At 56.8% G+C, this 23,323-nt stretch carries 16 protein-coding genes; 11 read left to right on the forward strand and 5 right to left on the reverse strand.

Annotation, left to right across the window (positions count from 1 at the left end):
- Nucleotides 1-4 precede the first annotated feature (4 nt).
- Entirely contained in the window at nt 5-892 is an 888-nt protein-coding gene (locus SynA1560_RS12835; protein WP_186469618.1) for a neuromedin U, read from the reverse strand.
- Nucleotides 893-1,122: 230 nt separating this feature from the next.
- Here SynA1560_RS12835 and SynA1560_RS12840 point away from each other — a divergent pair, with 230 nt between their 5' ends.
- From SynA1560_RS12840 to SynA1560_RS12870, 7 genes are all read left to right on the forward strand, one after another.
- Complete coding sequence (locus SynA1560_RS12840) at nt 1,123-2,004, forward strand: helix-turn-helix domain-containing protein (RefSeq protein ID WP_255476977.1); 882 nt, start codon at nt 1,123-1,125, stop codon at nt 2,002-2,004.
- Between the two features lie 171 nt (nt 2,005-2,175).
- Nucleotides 2,176-6,588: an Ig-like domain-containing protein gene (locus SynA1560_RS12845; RefSeq protein WP_186500738.1), complete on the forward strand. Its 4,413-nt coding sequence runs from the start codon at nt 2,176-2,178 to the stop codon at nt 6,586-6,588.
- 259 nt (nt 6,589-6,847) lie between these two features.
- A complete protein-coding gene (locus tag SynA1560_RS12850) occupies nt 6,848-13,360 on the forward strand; it encodes an S-layer family protein (RefSeq protein WP_222930215.1) in 6,513 nt (2,170 codons plus the stop codon).
- A gap of 42 nt (nt 13,361-13,402) precedes the next feature.
- On the forward strand, nt 13,403-15,379 hold the full coding sequence (gene mnmG / locus SynA1560_RS12855; protein WP_186500740.1) for a tRNA uridine-5-carboxymethylaminomethyl(34) synthesis enzyme MnmG: 1,977 nt from the start codon (nt 13,403-13,405) through the stop codon (nt 15,377-15,379).
- A gap of 24 nt (nt 15,380-15,403) precedes the next feature.
- Nucleotides 15,404-16,141, forward strand: a complete 738-nt coding sequence (locus SynA1560_RS12860; protein WP_186500741.1) for a hypothetical protein — start codon at nt 15,404-15,406, stop codon at nt 16,139-16,141.
- A gap of 32 nt (nt 16,142-16,173) precedes the next feature.
- A complete protein-coding gene (locus SynA1560_RS12865; RefSeq protein ID WP_370523246.1) occupies nt 16,174-16,749 on the forward strand; it encodes a chorismate lyase in 576 nt (191 codons plus the stop codon).
- 87 nt (nt 16,750-16,836) lie between these two features.
- Nucleotides 16,837-17,268 carry a hypothetical protein gene (locus SynA1560_RS12870; RefSeq protein WP_186500742.1) on the forward strand — a complete coding sequence of 144 codons (432 nt, stop codon included), beginning with the start codon at nt 16,837-16,839 and terminating at the stop codon, nt 17,266-17,268.
- A gap of 30 nt (nt 17,269-17,298) precedes the next feature.
- Here SynA1560_RS12870 and SynA1560_RS12875 read toward each other — a convergent pair whose 3' ends face one another.
- The 3 genes from SynA1560_RS12875 to SynA1560_RS12885 form a co-directional block, all read right to left on the reverse strand.
- Complete coding sequence (locus SynA1560_RS12875; protein WP_186469625.1) at nt 17,299-17,448, reverse strand: hypothetical protein; 150 nt, start codon at nt 17,446-17,448, stop codon at nt 17,299-17,301.
- Nucleotides 17,449-17,498: 50 nt separating this feature from the next.
- Entirely contained in the window at nt 17,499-18,107 is a 609-nt protein-coding gene (locus SynA1560_RS12880) for an RNA helicase (protein ID WP_186500743.1), read from the reverse strand.
- A 110-nt stretch (nt 18,108-18,217) separates the two neighbouring features.
- Complete coding sequence (locus SynA1560_RS12885) at nt 18,218-18,766, reverse strand: SprT family zinc-dependent metalloprotease (protein ID WP_186469627.1); 549 nt, start codon at nt 18,764-18,766, stop codon at nt 18,218-18,220.
- Nucleotides 18,767-18,858: 92 nt separating this feature from the next.
- Here SynA1560_RS12885 and SynA1560_RS12890 point away from each other — a divergent pair, with 92 nt between their 5' ends.
- From SynA1560_RS12890 to SynA1560_RS12905, 4 genes are read left to right on the forward strand one after another with little or no spacing between them, the layout of a single operon-like run.
- Nucleotides 18,859-19,278 (forward strand): hypothetical protein, encoded by a 420-nt coding sequence (locus tag SynA1560_RS12890; protein WP_186469628.1) that lies wholly within the window; start codon nt 18,859-18,861, stop codon nt 19,276-19,278.
- A gap of 12 nt (nt 19,279-19,290) precedes the next feature.
- The gene (gene ligA / locus SynA1560_RS12895; protein WP_186500744.1) at nt 19,291-21,390 is read left to right on the forward strand and encodes an NAD-dependent DNA ligase LigA; all 2,100 of its coding nucleotides are present in this window, start codon (nt 19,291-19,293) and stop codon (nt 21,388-21,390) included.
- Between the two features lie 13 nt (nt 21,391-21,403).
- A complete protein-coding gene (locus SynA1560_RS12900) occupies nt 21,404-22,519 on the forward strand; it encodes a TIGR00341 family protein (protein WP_186500745.1) in 1,116 nt (371 codons plus the stop codon).
- A complete protein-coding gene (locus tag SynA1560_RS12905) occupies nt 22,516-22,686 on the forward strand; it encodes a hypothetical protein (protein WP_186469631.1) in 171 nt (56 codons plus the stop codon). The genes SynA1560_RS12900 and SynA1560_RS12905 overlap by 4 nt, the downstream gene beginning before the upstream one ends.
- On the opposite strand, the gene SynA1560_RS12910 is transcribed toward SynA1560_RS12905, so the two are convergent.
- Nucleotides 22,671-23,294, reverse strand: a complete 624-nt coding sequence (locus SynA1560_RS12910) for a TVP38/TMEM64 family protein (RefSeq protein WP_186500746.1) — start codon at nt 23,292-23,294, stop codon at nt 22,671-22,673. The genes SynA1560_RS12905 and SynA1560_RS12910 overlap by 16 nt on opposite strands.
- Nucleotides 23,295-23,323: the final 29 nt, after the last annotated feature.

A 23,323-nucleotide genomic window follows, 5' to 3' on the forward strand; every position in this document is an offset into this window, starting at 1 on the left:
CGGCTCAGTTGGGAAAGAGGATCTGCCACTGGGTGCGGATCGTCCAGTCACCCAGCAACTCCTCACCCAACACCTGAGGCTTCACCGCGTTGTAGTAGCCCTCCACCGACACCTGCATGGGCTGACCGGCCAGCCGGAACGAGCGACCCACACCGCCGCCAACCGGCACGACCCAGCCTTTGCCATCCGGCTGGGTCCAATCGGCGGCAATGATCGGAGAGGAAATCAGATACCAGTCGGGATTCAATTGGTAGCGCAACAGTCCACGCACCACCATGCGGTTGACGTCGTCGCGATCGGACTGGCCACCCACCGACCACACATTGCGCATGCGCGCCCCCACGACCCAGGAGCCGCGATGAAAAAAGGCCAGAAGTGCAGGACCGACGGACAACTTGCCGCTGTCTATCGCGCCATCACCGACAGGCACCACCAGCGATGAGCCCAGGCCGATGGTTAAGTCAGGGCCGAGATCCGGAACCAGAAAGGCGGTGGGACTGATGTCGGCCAGGCCGGCCTGACTGCGCTGATCCCAGCCCAGCAGTGCGGGCCCACCTGCTGGCGACAGCCCTATCAGGGGATCCGCCGTGGGCAAGGAGATGAAGCGAAAGATCGTGCGCGTCAGCACGGTCCAGTCGTCGTTCAGTCGGAAAGGAACGACGGGCTGAAATTTGAAGATCTGGATCGAGCGATCGGGCTGCGCCGATGGATCGACAGCCTTGGGAGCCCATTGCGTGTTCGGGACCACATCCCACTCACCCCACAGTCGCGTGAAGGACGTGATCGGATTGCGCTGGGCGGCAACCGGCTCGGCAATCAACAAGCTCGCCGCAAGGCCAGCGAGCAGAGAACGAACCACCACTGACAACAACCAGCGCGCGAAAAACGACACCAGTGTCCGACCAAACCGTCAACAGCAGCCTCGACCACGCAGCCGCCATCCAGGAATGAACACAATCGCGTACGCATCGGCTCACCATCGCGAACGATCGGGCGCACGAACAGCAACAGTTCCAGTACGACTTCGGCCCGTCGGTGATTCAGTTCGACAGCACATTTTCCAGCTGCCAAGGCCTGCAGGAGCTCTTCAGTCCACTCTCACCTGATCTTGTAGCGCTGCAGATGAGCCGCGGGCCGCTCCAGGGCCGACTGCGCATCTTTCACCTCGGCGCGATTCGCTTCAATCTGCTGGAAACCAATCAAAGCCTTTTTCTCAGCGGAACCCGGCGGCCGAAACCATGCACTGTGGCCATCCCTCTGGAGGAGTCCAAGGCGTCATCGCCCTATCGGGCGCAAGGCATTCCCGTGGCATGGCCAGCCTTGATGGGATACAACCGTCACCTCACCGACTTCGACCTGAGGATCCCAGCTGGTGCCCGGCTGGCCACCATCGTGATTGGCAAAGAAATCCTGGTGGAGCAGCTGGACCGACGGGGAGGCAGCGAGCGCACCCTGGAACGCTGGGAGAGCACCAATCAACTGGAACTACAGCCTGAACTTCAGCAGACCTTGCGGGATCAGCTCAACAACCGAATTGCACGGGGTGAGCAGCGGTGGACCCCCGAAGAACCCGACCAGCTGCTGGACACCGTGATTCGCTGTTTTGAACAGCCCAAGGCACGCACCTCACTGGTGGCCAAGCGTGAAGCACGCCATGAAGCCGCCATCGACCTGCTGCATTGGTGCGCCAGGCGCCCGATGGCAATCGTCACCGCCGACGAACTCAGCGCCGAGCTGTTCCAATCGCGTACGTCGTTGTTCCGGGGATCCAGGGAACATTTCGAACGCACACCCCTGGAACTGCAACGCTCGATCCGCATGGATCGCGTCAGGCAACTGCTGCTAGACCCGGCCCGCCGAGCGAGCCAAGGCCTGACCGGTGTTGGCGACAGCGCAGCATCGATGGGCTTCACCAGCCGCAGCCACTTCGCCCGTCACTATCAAGAGCAGTACGGGGAGCAACCGCAGGAGACGCTCACCAACGGACTGCAAGCCACAAGCTGATCAGCCGACAACAAGCGCGTACGAACAGGCTCAGACCCCCCTTGGAGAAAAGTTCACCCTTCCCAAAAATTGGATGAGAGTTTCTTAAGATGTGTCGCGCATGCGCGTGATCACCAATCACTGGGTGACCCATCAAGGCGGATCGTTTCGCCTGGCTTGAGGCAGGGCGCGATGTCTGAGCTCAGTGAACAAGCAAGCAACGCACCTGCAGCAAGCTTCAGCGCACAGACAGCTGCTGCCGCTGAAGCAACACCGATTGAAGCAGCAGGCGCTTCGGTGTCCACGTCGGTGTCAGAACAGAGCAGCGCCATCAGCACCAGCGCACCTGAGACCGGCAGTGAACCAACCAGCCTGACCAGCGACGCCAGCAACGAGAGAACCGAGAGCACGTCTCCAGCATCGAGCGACGCAACGGAGCTCAACCCGCTCAATTCGAACGCAGCAGAGCCCAGCCCCACGCCAGCTGAACCGCCGATCACCCCAGAGTCATTGCAGCAGCTTTGGCATCCGCAGCTGCAGGAATGGGCGTCAGAGGGCGAGCTTCTGACGGCAGCCAGCACGGCGCTACATCTCGACTCCAACCACCCCCCAGAACAGCTCAAAACCCTAATTGCCAATCTGGCAGCGGGCGAAACCAGCGATATTCCCCCGATTGAGCTACTTCAGCAAGCCGCCATGTCGGGCGCCGCTGGCGCCTACGCCGAGAGTACTGGCACGATCTATCTCAATAAAAGCTGGCTCAGCAGAGCAACAAACAAGCAAACAATCAGCGTCCTAACAGAAGAGTTTGGCCACCACTTAGATCACATCATTAACAAGAGAGATACACCAGGCGACGAGGGCCTGACCTTCTCAAACCATCTCACCCAACAAACCGCAGAGATTGATACAAACGATCGACACATTTCGACGGGTCTAATTTTTGTCGACGGAACGTGGATTAAAGCGGAATTCAGCTTCACAGGGTTCACCGAGTTTGGCGGCAACCTCATACAGCCAAACCAAATCCAACTCACTGAAGACGCACTGATTCAATACAACACCCTGCTGTCGCAGGGTCAGGAGTTGACGTATAGCTACGGGGGGATTCCGCCCACGATTGGCATTCTCAGTGCTGAGGGCCAGTCAATTCTTGACAACTTAGGGACCAACTCGCTCGGCACAGCGGGTTACAACTTCGCCGAGACCTCCCCTTGGGACCTCCGCTACGTCAGCTTCGGCGGATGGATTGGTGGCACTGGCACCAAGCATGCCCTGGTTGGTTGGACGGACAACAGCAGCCAAACCGGCGCTGAGGGGACCCTTAAGGGTGGTGAGTTCCGGCTTAGCTACGGCACCGACGGCTACATCCGCCTCTATTACCAAGATGTGCTGAAGCTGACTTCGGCCTCGACGTTCACGGGCGATCAGACCCTCACTCTGGTGGGGTTCGACGACCAGCAGCAAACCAACGTCTACATCCCCAGCAACTGGACCCTTGCTCCCATCATCGCCCTGACAGCCGATGTCGCCTCCCTCAACGCTGGCGAAACCGCTTCCCTCTCCTTCTCACTCTCAGAAGCCTCCTCCGACTTCACTGTTGACGATGTCACCGTTTCTGGTGGCACCCTCTCCAACTTCTCCGGGTCCGGCACCTCCTATTCCGCAACATTCACGCCAACAGCAGACAGCACAACAGACGGTGTCATTTCTGTTGGATCTGGAGTCTTCTCCAATTCAAGCGGCGCCAACAATGCTGATGGCTCGGATGCCAACAATTCCGTCACCCTCTCCGTCGACACCGTCAGGCCAACCATTGCCGTCAGCTCTGATGTCTCGTCGCTAAGCGCTGGAGAAACGGCCACCCTCACCTTCACCCTCTCGGAATCATCCACGGATTTCGTTGAGGCCGATGTCTCCATAACCGGTGGCAACCTCTCCAACTTCTCCGGTTCCGGCAGCTCCTATTCCGCCACCTTCACACCAGACACCAGCAGCGACACCAATGAGGTGATCTCCATTGCCTCCGGCGTCTTCGCTGATGCAGCTGGCAACACCAACGCCGATGGCGGCGATAGCAATAACTCCGTCACCCTCACCGTCGACACGGTCTCAGCGCCACCATTCACCCGGCTCGGCAACGACATTGATGGAGAAGCCGCTGGTGATGAGAGCGGCTCCGTTGCTCTCTCCAGTGATGGAACCATTCTGGCCATCGGTGCGCACTACAACGACGGCGGTGGCAACAGGCGAGGCCGCACGCGCATCTATGCGTGGAATTCAGGCACCAGTCGCTGGGATCAACGCGGCGACAACATCAATGGAGAGTGGAATACGGACTACTCAGGCAGTGCCGTCTCCATTTCTGACGATGGATCCGTCGTTGCGATCGGGGCGATTAGCAACAATGGCGATGGCAATGGCAATGAATCAGGCCATACCCGCATCTACGCCTGGGATGGCAGCGCCTGGGTGCAGCGCGGCGGCGACATCAACGGCGAAGCATCGAATGACAACAGCGGTGGTGCTGTCTCCCTGTCGAGCGATGGCAGCGTTGTTGCCATCGGTGCCAAATACAACGACAACGCCTCCGGCGACAACGCCGGCCACACCCGCGTCTATGCCTGGAATGGCACAGCTTGGGTGCAACGCGGCACTGACATCGATGGAGAGACCGCTCAAGACCTCAGTGGCTGCGCAGTCACGCTCTCAGGCGATGGCAACACACTGGCGATTGGCGCGCAACAAAACAGCGGTGGCGGCAACAAGTCGGGCCACACCCGCATCTACACCTGGAATGGCACGGCTTGGGTCAAGCGCGGTGACGACATCGATGGCGAAAGCGGGGGCGATCAGAGCGGCCTCTCCGTTTCCCTCTCCACCGACGGCAACGTTGTCGCCATCGGCGGTAAATACAACGACGGCAACGGCAGCGACTCAGGCCACACCCGCATCTACGACTGGGATGGCACGGCTTGGGTCAAGCGCGGTGAGGACATCGATGGAGAGAGCGCTGGCGACCGCAGTGGCGCCATGGTTTCCCTTTCCGGTGATGGCAACGTCGTCGCCATCGGGGCACCGCAAAACGCTGCCAACGGCACGAATTCTGGCCACACCCGCATCTACCAGTGGGATGGCACGGCCTGGAATCACATCGGCAGCGACATCGATGGAGAAGCGGCCGATGACTACAGCGGAGGCCAGATCTCCCTATCGCGCGATGGCAGCACCGTTGCCATCGGCTCCATTTTTAACGACGACAACGGATCGAGTGCTGGGCATGTGCGCGTCTTCCGGCTGACGGACCTCACGGCGCCCACCATTGCCGTCACCGATGACGATGCTGATAACTCCCTGAGTTCTGGTGATACATCAACACTCACCTTCACCCTCTCAGAAGCTGCCACAGATTTCGTCGAATCCGATGTCGCCGTTTCCGGTGGATCCCTCTCCAATTGGACTGCTGTTTCCAGCACCGTTTACACCGCAACCTTTACACCCACATCTGACAGCACCACCGATGGTGTGATCTCAGTTGCCAGTTCGAAATTTTCTGATGCCGCCGGCAACACCAACAACGATGGGGCCGATGCCGACAACTCCGTCAACTTCTCAATCGATACGCGCAATCAATCATCAGGATCTTCAGCCGCTTTTGCCTCTTCACCACAAGAAAGTGAAAGTGTCGATCTCCCATCAAGACCGCCTCTTTCCGGCAGCCAACTCATCGTCGCGTCTAATAGGAAACAACTTCAAGTCACTGAAGGAGAAGGTCTTTGGATTCAACTCGAAGCGACAGGAGCAGTAACAGAACACCATAACGTGCTTGAAGTCACTGATAACAGAGGCAACACTCTAGGAAGCGTTGGAGCTACAAAGTGGTCGACCAATCTTGGCTGGCATGAGTTTTACGCCAGGGGAGGAACCACTTTTTCATTCCATAGCCACCAGAACCAAAACACCTTTTCTGAATTCCCGGAGATTAATTTTTTTCAGGAAAGCGACTCAATCAGTGCAAGACTAAATGACAATCCAAGCATCGACGAGGACAGTGACGACCTGCAATTACGCATTACCAGCTCCCAGGAAGCTTCAAGACCCGTAGCGGCATTACTGGCATCTCAACAAAAGAATGTCGAAGACACTATCTTAAACTTTACAGAGATTAAAGACAATTCGCAGATCAAACTTTCCATCAACAGCGAATGCGATGACACCAACCAATTCGCACTGATCAAAATAGACGATTTCAACGACAACGAAATCATCGTGAATGGCATTTCAAGCCAATCAAAAGAGGCCTTTCGAACCGCGATTGAAGACGAACTTATTCACCCAGACCAAGGCAAGCTTGTAACAAGCGGGTCAGGAACACAAACAGCGAGCTTGACACTTAACCAAAGCGATCAAGGCTTTTACGCACCCGTTTTCATCAACCAAACCACCAATCAACTGTTCACAGCAGGGTTTTCAAGCGCTTCGGAAAGCTGGACACAAGTTAGAACGCTGGGCAGAAACTTCTTCGGCTACGAGGACACCCACGACTCCAATCAGAGCGACTGGGACTTCAACGACATGACCGTGAATGTGGAGTTAATCACTTGAATGTAGCTTTTTTGCTCGCCACTGTTCAGAACAAGGCTGGGAACCACTGCTAAACACCCTCTCCAACAGAGCCCGAACCTGAAGCTGATCAAGCAGCGGCGGTCGCGTACTAACAGGCTCAGACCCTTGTTGCCACACGTTTTCTTTTCTCTAAGAATAGAATGAGAAATGTCTGAGTTGACCCGTGAATGCACGTGATCAGCAATGACTGGATCACACACCAAGTCAGGTCGTTTCGCCTGAGTTGAAGCAAGACGTGATGTCAGAACCTGGCGAACAGGCGACCCATGCAGCCGCTGAAAGCATCAGCGCACTGATAGCCCCTGCAGCAAAATCCACACCCATCGAAGCTGTAGACGCGTCGGTGTCGGATTCGGTCACCCAACAAAACAACAGGCGCACGGCCAGCGACATCAACAACGACAGCACGTCTCCAACACCAAGCACTTCGACAAACCTCAACTCACTCGATTCCAACGAAGCACAGCCCACTGACTGTTCAGCAGAAGAGCTCGATCATGCGACAGCAGAACCGCGGATCACCACAGAATCACTGCAGCAGCTTTGGCATCCCCAGCTGCAGGAGTGGGCGTCAGAGGGTGAGCTTCTGACGGCAGCCAACACAGCGCTGCACCTCGACTCCAACAACCCCCCAGAACTTCTTACCGGAATCGTGGAGCGCCTGAGCCAAGGTCTCTCCAGCGACATTCCCCCGATTGAATTCCTTCAGCAAGCCTCCATGGTGGGTGCCGCTGGAGCTTATGCAGCATCAGAGCAAACCATCTACCTCAACCATGACTGGGTCAAGGCCGCCAGCGAAACTGACACTATCAAGGTTCTCACCGAAGAGTATGGCCACCACCTTGATGCACTGATTCACACCACAGACACGCCTGGAGATGAGGGTCTATATTTTGCAGATTTACTGACTGAAAGCGGCAACATCGAGGATCCAAACCATTACCTTGAACTCAAGGATCTTGGGCACATTACCGTTAACAACGAACAAATTGACGCAGAGTTTTCACAACAAAATAACTCACTCGAATGGATACAAGTTGGCAATGAGATTAATGGCTCCTCAATTTCTGCAAAAGCCGGGTACGCAGTCAGTCTTTCACAAGATGGAACAATCCTTGCGGTTGGAGCACCTTTTGACGACGTCAACAGCAGCTTTACGCAAACAAACGAAGGCAGTGTCACCGTCTATCAAGACGTAAATGGCAGCTGGCAACAATTAGGCAGCGAAATCGAGGGTGCTAGCGCCGAAGAACAATTCGGATACTCGGTCAGCCTTTCAAATGATGGAACAAAGCTTGCTGTTGCTGCATTGTTTGCCAACACAGCGAATGGAACAAAGACCGGGAGAGTCAATGTTTACAGCTTTACTAATGGAGATTGGAGTGAGCTACAAACCGGCGGCATCGCGGGGCCTGTCGAGAAAGGACGCATCGAAAATGTTGCTCTCTCTGGAGATGGAAACTACGTCATTTTGGGCTCATCCAAAATGCAGACAGGCAGAGCCCAGATCTACCAATTTAGCAATAACCAATGGGCGCAAATTGGCACAACGCTCTCTGGAACAAAAAACAATGACCGATATGGATACGCGGTTGATATATCCGATGATGGCAGCATCATCGCAGTGGGCTCATTTGGAGCTGACGCAACCAACGCCAGCAATTCAGGCGCCGTTAATGTATACGAATTAATCGACAACCAATGGAATGAGATAACAGAAATCAAAGGTGAAAAACGTACTGACAACCTCGGCTATTCGGTTGCGCTCTCATCAGACGGTACTTATCTTGCCGTAGGAGCAAGAAATCACGATACCGGGGGCAACACATCATCCAACGAAGGCTACGCTCAGGTCTATAAAAGAAATGGCTCTTCTTACGCACAAATTGGACAGACACTAGTTGGCAATCAAGCCGGGGAAAAAGCAGGAACAAAGGTCAGCATTTCTGATGACGGATCTCGGTTAGCGATAGGATCGGGATTTTATAACTCTGATAAAAATAATGTTGGCCAAGCCAGACTTTATGAGCTTCAATCAGACACTTGGATCCAGATTGGATCAGACATTAATGGGCAAAACACAAACGACCTTGCCGCAAGATGGCACGGATTAAGTCTGAATGGAGGTGGAACAAGAGTCGCTGTTGGGGCCCATAACAATGACAACAACGCAAGAAATTCCGGCCAAGTTCGGATCTTTGACAGTTCTGGAATCACCATTGCTCAGACCAGCACTCCCCTGGTCACTACAGAAGGAGGCACGTCCGCCTCTTTCACCGTCGTCCTCGACGCCCAGCCCACAGACACCGTCACCGTCGCCATTTCCGGCGACGACAGCACAGAGCATGAGCTCAGCGCCTCATCGCTCACCTTCACCACCGCCAACTGGGACACACCCCAGACCATCACCGTCACCGGCGTTGACGACAGCCTCGTCGATGGCGATATCACCACCACAATCACCGCCACCGCTTCCAACACCGGCAGTTACGCAGGCACTGAAACGGCCACAGCAACGCTCCAAACCACCGACGACGACACCGACGATGGCAGCAACGGCGTCACCATCACCCAAGGCGCCAACAAAGAAGGCGCTGATCTGCTCACTTCAGAGGCCGGCATCACATCCACATTCACAGTCGTTCTCGATGCTCAGCCCACAGACACCGTCACCGTCTCCATCACAGGCATCGACGCCACTGAAAACTCACTGAGCGGCTCCACCCTCAGCATTTCAAACACTCTCACCTTCACAACCGCCAACTGGGACACAGCCCAGACCATCACGGTCACCGGTGTCGACGACAGTTTCGTCGATGGCGATATCACAACCACAATTACCGCCACCGCTTCCAACACCGGCGGTTACGCAGGCACTGAATCCGCCTCCACCACCATCAAGAACTCTGACGACGAGGTTGCCGGCATCACCATTGCCCAGGCCAGCACTCCCCTCGTCACCACAGAAGCCGGCTCCACCGCCACATTCACCGTCGTCCTCGATGCCCAGCCCACAGACACTGTCACCGTCGCCATTACAGGCAACGACACCAGTGAAAACTCACTGAGCGGCTCCACCCTCAGCTCTTCAAACACTCTCACCTTCACAACCTCCGATTGGAATACACCTCAAACCGTCACCATCGCCGGTGTCGACGATGGGCTCATTGACGGCGATATCACCACCACTCTCACTGCGACGGCATCCAATACCGGTGGGTACGCAGGAACCGAATCCGCAACAACAACAGTCAAAAACGACGACAACGACAATCCTCCTGCACTCTCAAATCAAAACATCTACGTCCTTGAGACCGTTGCCGATGGCAGTGAACTCATCGATCTAGCCGATAGCAATACAAGTAATGACACTGATCAGGATGATGATCCCATCAGATATTCCATTCTCGATGGAAACGACACAAAGCTCTTTACCATTGATTCAGAAACGGGAAAAATTTATCTCGCAACAAATAAAACACTGAATTACACAACAAGCGATCGTCATGAGTTGCAAATCAAAGCATCTTCAACAGGTGGAACATCAACAGCGACAATCACTATCTACGTACAAAATGTGAACAGTACCCCGGTCGCAGAGGACGACAGCGGTTCGCTCAACGAAAACGAAGCACTAAGCAAGACAGAGGTCGAAGGCCTGATCGCAAACGACTCTGATGAAGATGTGAATGACACTCTTTCGATTAGCAATTTTCACGCTGGTTTAAGTGATACAGATTCACCAAGAATCGGCCAGTTTAATACTGCACTCGATGGCATCTATGGCCAGCTCACACTCCAAACCAATGGATCTTATACATATACAGCCAACAAGACCAGCGCAGATGCACTCAACGCTGGTGAAACAGGGACAGACACGTTCAGCTACACACTGAGTGACAGCGAAGATACAGATCAAGCCGAACTTACAATTACAATCGCAGGCATTAATGACATTCCATTTCTTGTTGATGCAATCAAAACTAAGAAGTATATTGAGGGTCAAGGCAATGTCATTGTCATTGACGGAAGCCTTGATATCCGCGATGTCGACGACGAGAATATTGAAAGCGCAACAGTCTCAATCAGCAATGGCACATACGTCAGCACGGAAGATCAGCTGGCATTCAGCGATGCCTATGGAATCACGGGCAACTGGAATTCCAGCACAGGAGTATTAACTCTCAGCGGCACAACAACCAAGACTAATTACATAAGCGCACTACAAACTGTCACTTATACAAACACCAACAACGCCAATCCAGTCATCGGAACAAGAACCATTGATTGGCTAGTTAATGATGGAGATAGCAATTCAACAAGCATTCAATCAAGCATCATTGTGGGTGGGCGCAATGATGCACCTTTAGCAGTCAACGATTCAGCCAGTGTGGATGGGGGATCAACAGTCTCGACCAGCACAGCAGACAACCTTTTGGTCAATGATACGGACCCAGAAAGTCACTCGCTATCGATCAAATCTTTTCGCATAGGCAGTGAACAATCATCAAACCCTGAATTTCTTGCTGGGAATACCCTGACTGGGTCCTACGGTCAGATGACCATCGCTTCGGATGGGACATACAGTTATACAGCACAAGAAACTGCTAGTTATAAACTCCTGGAGGGAGAAACAGCAACCGAAACTTTTACGTACACAATCACAGACAATCAAACAACTGACGAAGGATTCGACACCGGTGAGATAACGATCACAATTAGTGGTGTTAACGACGCCCCAAACGCAATTGACGACTCAGTCGATGTCGACGAAGACAGCTCCAAACAATTTGCTGACTTTCTAGGCATCTTAAAAAACGATACTGATATTGATGGTGATCAGCTTTTCGTCAAAGGGGTCATCGCAGGAGCTTCAACAAGCAATTTTCAAGCAAGACGCCTGGAATCGAGCAGTCTCAGCACAGAGTTACAGGGAACTTACGGCGTCTTGATTGTCAATTCCAATGGATCTTTTCGCTACACAGCAAGCTTGGCTGATGCTCTTGATGCAGGCGACAAAGAAATGGATCGCTTTACCTATACCCTGACTGACCTCACGAATGATGACAGCGGAGTCATCGCAATCGAAGTCACCGGGATTAATGATACGCCTTTATTGTCAAGCATCACAACCGGAACAATTAGCGACCAAACCAATTCTTCCTCCCTGCAGACAAGCAACATTTCCGGTCAACTGTCAGCAACTGATGCTGATGCTTCCGCTGTGCTGACCTATGGCATCAGTGGAGCGAGCGGGTCCACAGCGTCAGGAACTTATGGCACTTTGGCACTAAACAGCACAACTGGGGCTTATCAGTACTCACCGAATAGCTCGGTCATTGAGGCACTTAATGCAGGAGAAAGCGTTTCTGATTCTTTTGAGATCTACGTCAGTGATGGCAGTCAGTCAACGGCCAAGACCTTTCAGATCAACATCACCGGTGCAAATGACGCCAGCACTACAGGATCAAACACCAGCAATAAGTCCACTGAAAGTCAAACCTACGGTCTAACCATTGTTGCCAGTGGAATCATCAATCGTGCTGGCCAACTCATCACAACCGAAGAAGGAACCTCTTCCTCCTTCAGCGTTGTCCTCAATCGACAACCCAGTGCTGATGTTGATGTGCTGATCTCTGGGCTGGATTCAACGGAAGGACGTCTCAACAAAAACATACTCAGATTCACACCCTCTAACTGGAACGTGCCACAGACCGTCACCGTGACGGGCATCAACGACAGGTTCACAGATGGCGATACCACCTACAACCTCACTGCAACTGCCAATGAGGCAGGCGGTTATTCCGGCAACGAAGCAGCGACCATCACAATCAAGAATGTTGATCATTCCAATCCGCAACCAAGTCAATTAGTGATGAACAGTGATGACGAAGGTTTGCGGACAACTGGCGACACTGGACTTTGGGTTCAACTTGAAGTTCTGCAGGCCAATGCTGATTTACACAACAGCCTACAAATCATTAACGATCAAGAAGAAGCCATCGGATCCATCGGGGCCACTCGCAACTCCACAAACATGGGAAAACAAGAATTCTTTCTTAGTGGTGGAAGAGAGTTGTTCTTTCATCAGTTGAGTCATGACTCGAAACTTGATAAATCACCAAGTCTTCGAATTAACTCATCAATTAATGATTTTATTCTTAACCTTGATGACAGCAAAGAAGGAGACAATGACCACGATGATCTATCAATCAAAATCACCACCTCTCAAAGCGCAAAAAATCCAACTGCTGCAATACTCGCTTCAGAACAAAAAAATATTTACGACTCAATCCTGAACCTTTCTGAGATCAACACTCCAACAGCAAAACTAAGGATCACCATTCAAAGTAATTGCGCTGATGTCAACAAGGTAGGCCTCGTGAAAATCATAAGCAATGAAAACAATGAATTTTCAGTCAATGGAGTTGCCTCGACAGCCGGGGAATCTTTTGATCAAGCGATTCGCGACAACCTGGTCAACCCCGACGGATCTGAGCTCTTGATCAATGGTCTAAGCACACGCCAAGTCGAATGGAACATCAATCAAGGTGAGGAAGGATTTTATGCACCTGTTTTTATTAATCAAAACACTAACGATCTCTTCACCTTTGGGGCCACAAGCGCAGCCGACAATCAAATCCACGTTAAAAACTTAGGCAGTAATTTCTTTGGCTATGAAGATACTCTTTCATCTCAAAATTCAGACTGGGACTTCAATGACATCACCATGTTGGTGGAAATGATCTGAGAGCTTTCGACAAACAAACCTGTGGCATTGGAGAATGAAGGCATGACCGCCTCCACAGCCCCCACGGAAGTTTTCGACGTGATCGTCGTCGGTGGCGGCCACGCGGGCTGTGAAGCCGCCATCACCAGTGCTCGCCTGGGGATGAACACCGCACTGTTCACACTCAACCTGGATCGCATCGCCTGGCAGCCCTGCAATCCAGCTGTGGGCGGCCCCGCCAAAAGCCAACTGGTGCATGAGGTCGATGCCCTTGGCGGCGTGATCGGGCGCCTCGCCGACGCCACCGCCATCCAGAAACGAATCCTCAATGCCAGCCGCGGCCCTGCGGTCTGGGCCCTGCGTGCACAGACCGATAAGCGGCAGTATTCACGCCAGATGTTGCAGCTGCTGCAGCACACCCCCAACCTGGCCCTGCGCGAGGCGATGGTCACAGGGCTGGAGATCGAAGGGGATCCCAGTGGCGGTGGAACCTCCTGGGACCCAAGCCAAGGTCCAGCCGCAAGCATCACCGGCGTGCGCACCTATTTCGGCAGCCTTTACGGAGCCAAAGCCGTCGTGCTCACCGCCGGCACCTTCCTCGGTGGGCGCATCTGGGTGGGCCACCAGTCGATGGCGGCAGGACGGGCCGGCGAGCAGGCCGCCGAAGGGCTTACGGAAGCCCTGCAACAGCTCGGGTTCCACACCGACCGACTGAAAACCGGCACCCCAGCGCGGGTGGATCGGCGCAGCATCACCCTCGATCAATTGGAGGAGCAACCCAGCGACGCGGCAGACCGGTTCTTCTCGTTTGACCCCGCCGCCTGGAGCAGCGGCGAACAGATGAGCTGCCACATCACCCGCACCACAGCAGCAACCCATCAACTGATCAAAGACAACCTGCATCTCACCGCGATCTATGGCGGCGTGATTGACAGCAAGGGGCCGCGCTACTGCCCCTCGATCGAAGACAAGATCGTGCGCTTTGCCGACAAGGACAGCCACCAAATCTTCCTGGAGCCCGAAGGGCGCGACACGCCGGAGATCTACGTGCAGGGCTTCTCCACCGGCCTGCCCGAACCGATCCAGTTGCAACTGCTGCGCAGCCTGCCTGGCCTGGAACAAGCTGTGATGCTGCGGCCGGCCTACTCCGTGGATTACGACTATCTGCCGGCCACACAACTGCTGCCATCGCTGGAAACCAAACGCGTGCAAGGGCTATTCAGCGCTGGTCAGCTGAACGGCACCACGGGCTACGAGGAAGCCGCGGCCCAGGGATTGGTTGCTGGACTGAATGCCGCAAGGCGCATCCGCGCTGAAGAGGCGGTGCACTTCCCTCGAGAAGGCAGCTACATCGGCACCATGATCGACGACCTGGTGAGCAAAGATCTGCGCGAGCCCTATCGGGTGCTCACCAGTCGTAGTGAATACCGGCTCGTGCTGCGCGGCGACAACGCTGACCGTCGCCTCACCCCCCTGGGCCGGGAACTCGGACTGATTGATGACCGTCGCTGGCAATTGTTTGAGCAGAAGCTCAAGGCCATGGACCAGGAAAAACAGCGGCTGGAACAGCAGCGACTGAAGGTGAGCGATCCCGCCGCCCCCGCTGTGGAGGAGGAGACCGGGGCCCCCATCAAAGGCTCCATCACCCTGGCCGACCTCTTGCGCAGACCAGGCATGCACGCCGCCGACCTGGTACGCCATGGCTTGGCTGATGGGGACCTGCCGCTACCGGTGCGCGAAGGCGCTGAAATCGACATCAAATACAGCGGTTATCTGGCCCGCCAACAGCAACAGATCGACCAGGTGAAACGTCAAGGTCAGCGCAAGCTGCCTGCGGAGATTGCCTACGCAAGCATTGGCACCCTCTCGCGGGAAGCCAGGGAAAAGCTGGCGGCCGTCCGCCCACTCACTCTTGGCCAAGCCAGCCAGATCCCTGGTGTCAGCCAGGCGGACCTCACTGCTCTGCTGATGTGGCTGGAGTTGCAGCAACGGCACGATCCTTCCGCAGCGGCCCTCGCTTCCAACGCCAGCGCTCGATAGCGTTGGGCGACTGCACAGGCTCTGGTGCCACCTCGCCTCTCCACTTCAAACGCCTACTGGAACCTGCGTGCGGAACAGGTGATGGATCGCGTCTTCACCGATGAGGACCTAACGCTCGAAGCCGTGCAAGTGCAGGTGGAGCCAACGGCTTCAGCACCAACAGCCCGCACCCCAACGAGCCAGATCAGATCCTTGACATGGCCGCAGGTGTGCTTATCAGCGGTTGGCGTAGTGGCCGTGCTGGGAAGCGCAAGCCTCACGCTGAACTGGCGACACAGCCAACAGGTTCTGGAACGCGACCGCAACCTTGCTCTGATCGAGCGATTGCAACAGCCGCCATCCACAACAACAGACGCCAGCACCATCGCTAGCCAGCCAAGCGTCGGGAAGCTCCCTGACGCTTCGAGCAGCGACGCTGACGTCGATCCTGAACACGCCCAGAGCAGCCTCACCATCACTCCCCTGCCCGGTACGCCACGGGCTCAGTTGGAGCCCATTACGCTCCCCATTCCAGTGGCTGCACTCGCGCCATCGACAACCGAGCCAGCGCCCATAGCCACAGAACCACTACTCGTCGGCGTCGTCCACAGTGGCAATGGCGGCGGATCAGCCATTTTTCAACTTGGAGACCTCTCGGTCTCGTCCTTCCCCGGCGAACCCATTGGCAACAGTGGCTGGACCCTGCGCAGCGTTAATGCCAATGGCGTTGTGATGGAACGCGAGGGATCCCAACGTTCCCTGAGTATTGGAGGTGCCTTCTGAGCCGTTCGAGCACGCTGACGCCATCACCAACCATCCTCTGGGAAGCACCCACGGCCTCGGTGCTGGCAGGAGAAGAACCGGGATGGCTGCCGGGACCGTGGCGATTGATGCTGCTCGGGGATGGCAGCCCGACCCGTCACCTGCGCCTGCTCACCGGGCACAGCGTGCAGGTGCGCCTCGTGGCCATGGCTGCAGACAACACAAGCGACGCAACGATCGGTGGCGCACGACCCATGGAAGTGCAGGAACTGAACCCGCCGCTGCTGCGCCGTCAGGTCTGGTTGGACTGCGGCGGCACCACCCTGGCCTGGGCCGAAAGCTGGTGGAATCAAGCCGAAGCCGAACAGAATCTGCGCAACAAAGAACAGCCCATCTGGCTGAGCCTCACCCAGGGCCGCTCAGAACTGTTTCGAGAAGTGGATGGATTAGCGCTTGTGAACGATCCCTGGCTGGAGGAAGGCTTCGGGGAACGCGGACCGTTCTGGAGCCGCCACTACCGCTTTTTCCGCCAAGGCCGCGAACTCACCGTGATCCGCGAGGTGTTCAGTCCGGCGCTAGAGCGCTGGCTGGGGGAAGCGCCGAGACGGCCGCTTCATGCAGCGTCATGAAGAAAACCAGCATTTGATGCGGATTCGCACTTGACAGCTTGCGGGGTGTTGTGCTCTGGCAATCATGATCGCATCGGCAACGGTTCTATGGCGAACTCCACCTGGGTGACCCTCCACGATTTGGGCCGCCGTTTCGGCATCTCTTCAATCCAATGCGGACGCACTCTCGAGCAGGAAGGCTGGAGAGACCGGCACGGCCAACCGACACCCGCAGCCCTTTTGGCCGGCGCGGTCGAACAGCGCACACCCCACAGCTACGGGCGCAGCTTCCTCTGGAATGCCGACGTCTGCGCACTAGCACTAGAGAGGCGTGGCTATCAGCCTGTGCCTCGCGCCGAGCACGTGGGGCAGTGGGTCGACTTGTTGGAGGCGATGGACCATGGGTCTCCGTCCATCACTACGACCGCTGATCAGATGGCGGAGGAGCTGCCACAGGAGCTGGTGGAGGACGTCAACCGTCAACTGAGCCGCCGCGGTTGCCGCTACCAGGTGAACCGGCCGCTCAGCGGCAGGCACTGAGAGGGATCAGCACAAGCACTATCAGCCCAATCACAGGTCTTCTGCCTGCTTGCGCACCCGCTTTAGCTGCTGTTTGAGCGTCTCTTCATCCCGATGACTGAGCTTCATCTGGATCAGCCGGGGGTGGGGTGCGTGAGGGCGCACCTCCTGGGCCTCTTCCACCGTGGGGGATCCCCCCACCAACCTGTAGTGGGGGGTGTTGCAGACAGCCGAGTTGAGCCAACAGCCGATCAGTCGCGGCGACGGCTGGAGCGCGGCAACGGTCGCCGGGCAGTGGTGCGTGGCGAAGCCGGAGACGCAGGGTCAGCCGACGCTGGACCCGATGGTCCGCGCCCCGAGCGCTTCCAGCGATCCACGCGGAAACTGTCATCGTCCGGCCAGGCATCATCCGCCTCGACCGCGACTGGATCAACGGGATCGGGCTCCATCCTTGGTGCAGGCTCCACTGCTGGCGGTGGTGGGAGCACAGGCTGCCGTCGCGAAAGGGCCTCGAGAGGACGCTTGCGGCCATCAGCCACGGGCCGCTCCATTCGACTGGAAGACGCCGACCTGGCCGACACAGATGGGCGCGATGGCGGCCGTGGGCTGTCCCAGCGCGAGGAAGGTTCGGGCGGTTCCCGCCAGTCGTCGTCTTCGTCCAACAACCAATCGATGCGGTCACCCACCCAGCGACCCACCGCATCCAATCGAGAGGCTCCATCAAAACGATCGACACTGCGTCGTCCAGGGCGAGCCCCAGACACGCCATCAACAAGCTGGCGGCCCGTGTCCAGCCATCGATCCAAGCGTCGATCGAAGGGATCAGGACTGCGCTGTGAGCGTGGTCGACGTGAATCCATGGACCGACGTTACCGACGCCTGTGCTGCAGCCAACGCTCCCGTTGCAGGCCGATCAAAACGATCGAGACTCCACTCAACTCCAGCACCCAGAAAAAAACCTCCATCGGGCTCAGCTCTGCTCCGGTGCCGGCTCGTAGCGAAGCAGACAACTGGCATGCCATCGACCCCCATGGTGCTGATTGCAACAGGTGCGGCATGCCGCCTGTCGCATCCGGCGGCGATAGGGCGTCCGCTTGCCGCATGAGGGGCAGACAGCCACCCAACGCGGGGGGCTCTGCGGCACTGGAAAGCGGTGGCGCACGCTCACTTCAAAACGCGACTGCGATGCGTTGATCGCTGCCATCCGCTCTCTGAAATGAGGACCATGCCCCTCGTCACGTTGGAGCACCAGATCCACCCAGGCATGAATCATTTCGTGGCACAGCGTGCTTTCTGTGGCTTCCCGGGGCAATGGATCCAGCAATGGCTTCGAGAGAACAATCTCCCTGCCAAAGGGTGGGGCGATCGCGGGCCCTCGGCGATAGAAACCCGCTGTCCTCCGTAGGCGTCCATCACTCCAGCGCACAGCCAACAAAGGCTGATGTCCGCTGGTGAGCGACCCCTCAAAATGCTCTCGGTTCAGGCGATGGAACAAAGGCAGCAGGGGCTCAAGCGGCATGGCTGGCTCAGGCCTTGCACAAAAACGTCGGCCCAGTCTGCCTCCATCCCGCAGTCCGTCAGTCAGACTCAGCACTCACTTGGAAGCGGCTGATGGATCTGGGTCTGGTACGAGAGATTGGAAGCAAGGCACTGCTGGCCGGTGGTGGCGCCCTGCTCCTGTATTGGACGATCACGGCCGTGAAGCTGGTGCTCAGCGCTCGCGGCATCAATCCGCTGATCAAACAGTTCTTCACGCAGGTGGCGGCAGGCCGCGTTGACGCTGCCTACCTGCTCACCACCAAAAACTACCGGCAGCATGTGAATCGCCAGCAGTTCATCCGCTATCTGGCTGGCCTGAAGCTCAACCGCTTCAGCAACCTCAAATCCGGACGTCCTCGCCTCCAGGAAGGCAGCATGATCCTCACCGTGAAGCTGATCGCGGAAAACAAAGAGGAAATGCCTCTCGACTTCACCTTCACCAAGGTCGAAGACAACTGGAAGATCGAGCGAATCGCCACTGTCCAGAGCTGAAACTGCTGACTTGTGAACGCATCAGCTCCGCCACCTGCCTCGCCCGACGATGACCAACGCGCCGCCGAGCTCAGGCGTTTGCTGACCAACGCAGCCCACGCGTATTACGTGCTGGATGCACCGGAGATGGAAGACGCGGTCTATGACCGCCTCTACCGCGAGCTGCTGGAGCTGGAGACAGCCCACCCTGAGCTGATCCTTGCCGAGAGTCCGACCCAGCGCGTGGGTGCGGCTCCGGCAGAGGGATTCAGCAGCATCGCCCATCGCATTCCCCTCTTCAGCCTCGATAACGCCTTCAGCACCGACGAGCTGCGCCATTGGTACGGGCGTCTTCTCAAAGTGCTCGATCGCGAGCCCGCAGCAGGCATGACGCCAGCGGCCCTGGCGATGGTCGGTGAACTGAAAATCGACGGCAACGCCTTAGCCCTGAGCTACGAAAACGGCGTCCTCGTCAGAGGAACCACGCGAGGCGATGGCGAACAGGGGGAAGACATCACCTCCAACGTGCGCACGATCACGTCGATTCCGCTCAAGCTGCACCTTGACGAACCGCCGGCCTGGGTGGAAGTGCGCGGCGAGGCCTTGATCCCGGACAGCACCTTTGCAGCCATCAACGCAGAGCGAGCTGCCAGGGATGAGGCGTTGTTCGCCAATCCACGCAACGCCTGTGCGGGAACCCTGCGACAACTCGACCCCAAAGTAGTCGCCGCGCGACGCCTCGATTTCTTCGCCTACACCTTGCATCTCCCCGATGACTGGCAGGGGGAACGACCGAAGGGTCAGTGGGAGTGCCTCATCTGGCTTCGCGACGCTGGCTTCCGCGTCAATCCCAACGCAGCGCTCCTGCCGGATCTCCAGGCGGTGGAAACCTTCTTCACCGATTGGGACAACCGCCGCCATAACCTCAATTACGCCACCGATGGCGTGGTGGTGAAACTGAACGACCTGCGCCTGCAGGATGCGGCCGGCTTCACCCAGAAAGCACCCCGCTGGGCCATCGCTCTCAAATACCCAGCCGAGGAAGCACCCAGCAAATTGCTACGACTCACCTGTCAGGTGGGACGCACGGGCGTGATTACACCCGTGGCCGAATTTGAACCGGTAGCGCTAGCCGGCACCAGCGTCAGTCGTGCCACGTTGCACAACGCCGACCGACTGGCGGAACTGGATCTGCACAGCGGCGACACCATCGTGGTGCGCAAGGCGGGGGAAATCATTCCCGAAGTGCTGCGGGTGCTGCCTGAACTCCGGCCTGCCGACGCGCAGAGACTGGAACTGCCACACCAATGCCCCAGCTGCGGCTCAGAACTGGTGCGCGAGCGCGGGGAGGCCGCCACTCGCTGCATCAATAGCAGCTGCCCGGCAATCCTCCGCGGAGCCTTACGCCATTGGGTGAGCAAAGGCGCCCTGGATGTGGATGGACTGGGGGGGAAGTTGATCGAACAATTGGTCGATCGCGGCTTGGTGCAATCGATTGCCGACCTCTACCGACTCGACGCGGCGCTGCTCAGCAGCCTCGAACGCATGGGTGAAAAGAGCGCAGAAAATCTGATCGTCGCCCTGGAGGCCTCCCGTCAACAGGGCTGGGCCCGTCAGCTCTACGGACTCGGAATTCATCACATCGGTGAGGTGAATGCCAAGGCTCTGGCCACCAGCTTTCCGGATGCGAGTGCTCTGCAAACCGCTGCCTGCAACGCGCCGGAGTCCATCACCGAGGTGTTCGGCATCGGCGCTGAAATTGCGCAAAGCCTTCAGCAATGGTTTGCCAACCCCTCCAACCTCCACTTGCTGGACGGTTTGCGCGACTGCGGCTTCAGCCTGGCCCTCAACGATGAAGAACTCAACCTTGTGGAAGCCAAGACCAGCGATCGACCGTTGAGCGGCAGCACCTTCGTGCTCACAGGGACCTTGCCGAACCTCACCCGCTCTCAGGCCAAGCAGCTGATCGAAGCCGCAGGTGGCAAGGTCAGTGGATCCGTGAGCAAAAAAACCAGCTACGTCGTTGCTGGTGATGAAGCCGGGAGCAAGCTGGCCAAAGCGGAGAGCCTGGGAGTGACAATTCTGGATGAAGCGGCGCTGCAGAATTTGGTGAACGCGCCACAATCGCGATAGCCAGATTCACCTCATGAGCGCCCTGCTCAGGCGTGCCCTCAACAACGTCACCGGCGAGTGGAAGCTAAACCTGGACAACCGGGTCCCACCAAAAGAGCTCTACGCAGCACGGATCGCCTCCTCGAAGCCTTCCCTTGGCTTTTTTGTGTTGCTGATCTGCTCAGCGGAAATCGCCACCCTTGGACTGATCTCTAACAGCACCGCAGTAGTGATCGGCGCCATGATCGTGGCCCCTCTGATGGACCCGATCCTTAGCCTCGCCTTTGGACTTTCGATTGCCGATAACCGCTTGGTGAAGCGATCGGCCATCACGGTTGTCATCGGCGTCGCCACCGTGGTGTTCACGTCATGGCTGTTGGCGATGGTGCTCGGCGCCAGCGAAGTGAACCGTGAGATGACGGCTCGGACGGCACCCAACCTGATCGATCTCATGATTGCGGTGGCGGCCGCCATCGCCGGTTCCTTCACGATCACTCGAGACAAGTTGTCGAACTCGATCGCTGGAGTTGCGATCGCAGTGGCTTTAGTGCCACCCCTCTGCGTGAGTGGCATCGGTCTCAGCCTCGGCCCCGAACTCGTCGCCGTGTTCGGAAGGGGCACAGTCGCTGGACTCACCAATCAGGTGGCAGAGGGTTCCTTTCTGCTCTTCCTGGCCAATCTGATCGGCATCACTGTTGCCAGCTTGGTGGTGTTCATGGTGCAGCGCTACGGCAGCATTCAAAAGGCCTGGCGCCATCTCCTCGTGTGGTTAGGTCTGCTGGGGTTGCTCTGCATTCCGTTGTCTTCAGCGCTGCACGATTTCAGCGTGCGTCAGCAGATCAACAGCAGATTCACCAATTTCAAAGCCGGCCTCATTCAGGAAAGCCGTTATTCAGGTCTCAATCTGAACAGCTTGCGACGGATTCGCATGCTCTACAGCAATGTGCGCGTGGTCAATAACCGCGCCACCATCGAAGTCGTGCTGAACGTTCCCACCAAGCTTGTTGGGAAAATTGAACTGACCGAATTTCAAAGGGAATTCCGCCGCGATGCCATCAAGGACTATGGCCTCGATGAGGTGGAAATCAATATCAGCGTGATTCCCACCCAGATCCTTCGCTACGACCCTGCAGCTAGCACCATCCCATGACTCAACAGCCCATCCACTCCTGGATCAAAACGGAATGCGGCCGTGCCAAATATCAAGAGCTTTCAGCCAAGCCCGGCGCGATCGCCAAGCTTCGCCTGCTTTGGTTTGTGTTGATCGCTGCTCTCCGCGACGCCCCCTTACCCAATCCCGATCAGCACTCAAGCTGATTCGATTCAGCCTCCAAGGCCCGCCGGGCCGCCCGGCCGACAAGCCACACCACAGCCACAGTGGCCAGAATCCCCACGACCCGCAAGGCCCATCCAGCGGGGCTCGTCTCGCCACTCAGCACGTCGCCGAAACGGGCCACATCCCCTGCCAAGGCACCAAGGGCACAAAACAGAATCGTTCCGGGGATGATGCCAATCAAACCCAGGTTGTAATCGCGCAAGCTCACCTCGCTCAGGCCATAGGCGAGGTTGAGTAGTGAGAAAGGAAACGCCGGTGACAGGCGCGTCAGCAGCACAAGTTTGAAACCTTCACGGCTGACCGCCCGTTCGATCGCCAACAATCTGGGAAACCCAACGAGACGGCGCCGGGACCAGTCTCTGATCCCGTATCGCCCAAGCAGAAAGGCTGCTTCAGCACCAAGACTCGCCCCAACAAACACGATCAGGCTTCCCCACCAGGTGCCGTACAAGACTCCAGCCAGCATGGAGGCCCAGATTCCCGGCAGCAGCAGAGTGACCCAGATCGCATATAGCGGCACGAACAGAACGGCCCCCAGAGGAGATGCCAACCAGACGATGAGCTCACTGGATCCCAGCCAATCCAACACGGTTCCGTTTCGGCTTGGGATCGTTTCTA

Origin of the sequence: Synechococcus sp. A15-60, assembly GCF_014280095.1 — a bacterium.
In the GTDB taxonomy this organism is placed as follows: Bacteria; Cyanobacteriota; Cyanobacteriia; order PCC-6307; family Cyanobiaceae; genus Synechococcus_C.

Excerpts from the sequence above, each read along its gene's own strand:
- SynA1560_RS12885 (WP_186469627.1), bottom strand. The coding sequence starts at position 18,766 with ATGCCGCTTGAGCCCCTGCTGCCTTTGTTCCATCGCCTGAACCGAGAG.
- SynA1560_RS12870 (WP_186500742.1), top strand. The coding sequence starts at position 16,837 with ATGGCGAACTCCACCTGGGTGACCCTCCACGATTTGGGCCGCCGTTTC.
- SynA1560_RS12900 (WP_186500745.1), top strand. The coding sequence starts at position 21,404 with ATGAGCGCCCTGCTCAGGCGTGCCCTCAACAACGTCACCGGCGAGTGG.
- SynA1560_RS12890 (WP_186469628.1), top strand. The coding sequence starts at position 18,859 with ATGGATCTGGGTCTGGTACGAGAGATTGGAAGCAAGGCACTGCTGGCC.
- SynA1560_RS12905 (WP_186469631.1), top strand. The coding sequence starts at position 22,516 with ATGACTCAACAGCCCATCCACTCCTGGATCAAAACGGAATGCGGCCGT.
- SynA1560_RS12845 (WP_186500738.1), top strand. The coding sequence starts at position 2,176 with ATGTCTGAGCTCAGTGAACAAGCAAGCAACGCACCTGCAGCAAGCTTC.
- mnmG (WP_186500740.1), top strand. The coding sequence starts at position 13,403 with ATGACCGCCTCCACAGCCCCCACGGAAGTTTTCGACGTGATCGTCGTC.
- SynA1560_RS12850 (WP_222930215.1), top strand. The coding sequence starts at position 6,848 with ATGTCAGAACCTGGCGAACAGGCGACCCATGCAGCCGCTGAAAGCATC.
- SynA1560_RS12880 (WP_186500743.1), bottom strand. The coding sequence starts at position 18,107 with ATGGATTCACGTCGACCACGCTCACAGCGCAGTCCTGATCCCTTCGAT.
- SynA1560_RS12840 (WP_255476977.1), top strand. The coding sequence starts at position 1,123 with ATGAGCCGCGGGCCGCTCCAGGGCCGACTGCGCATCTTTCACCTCGGC.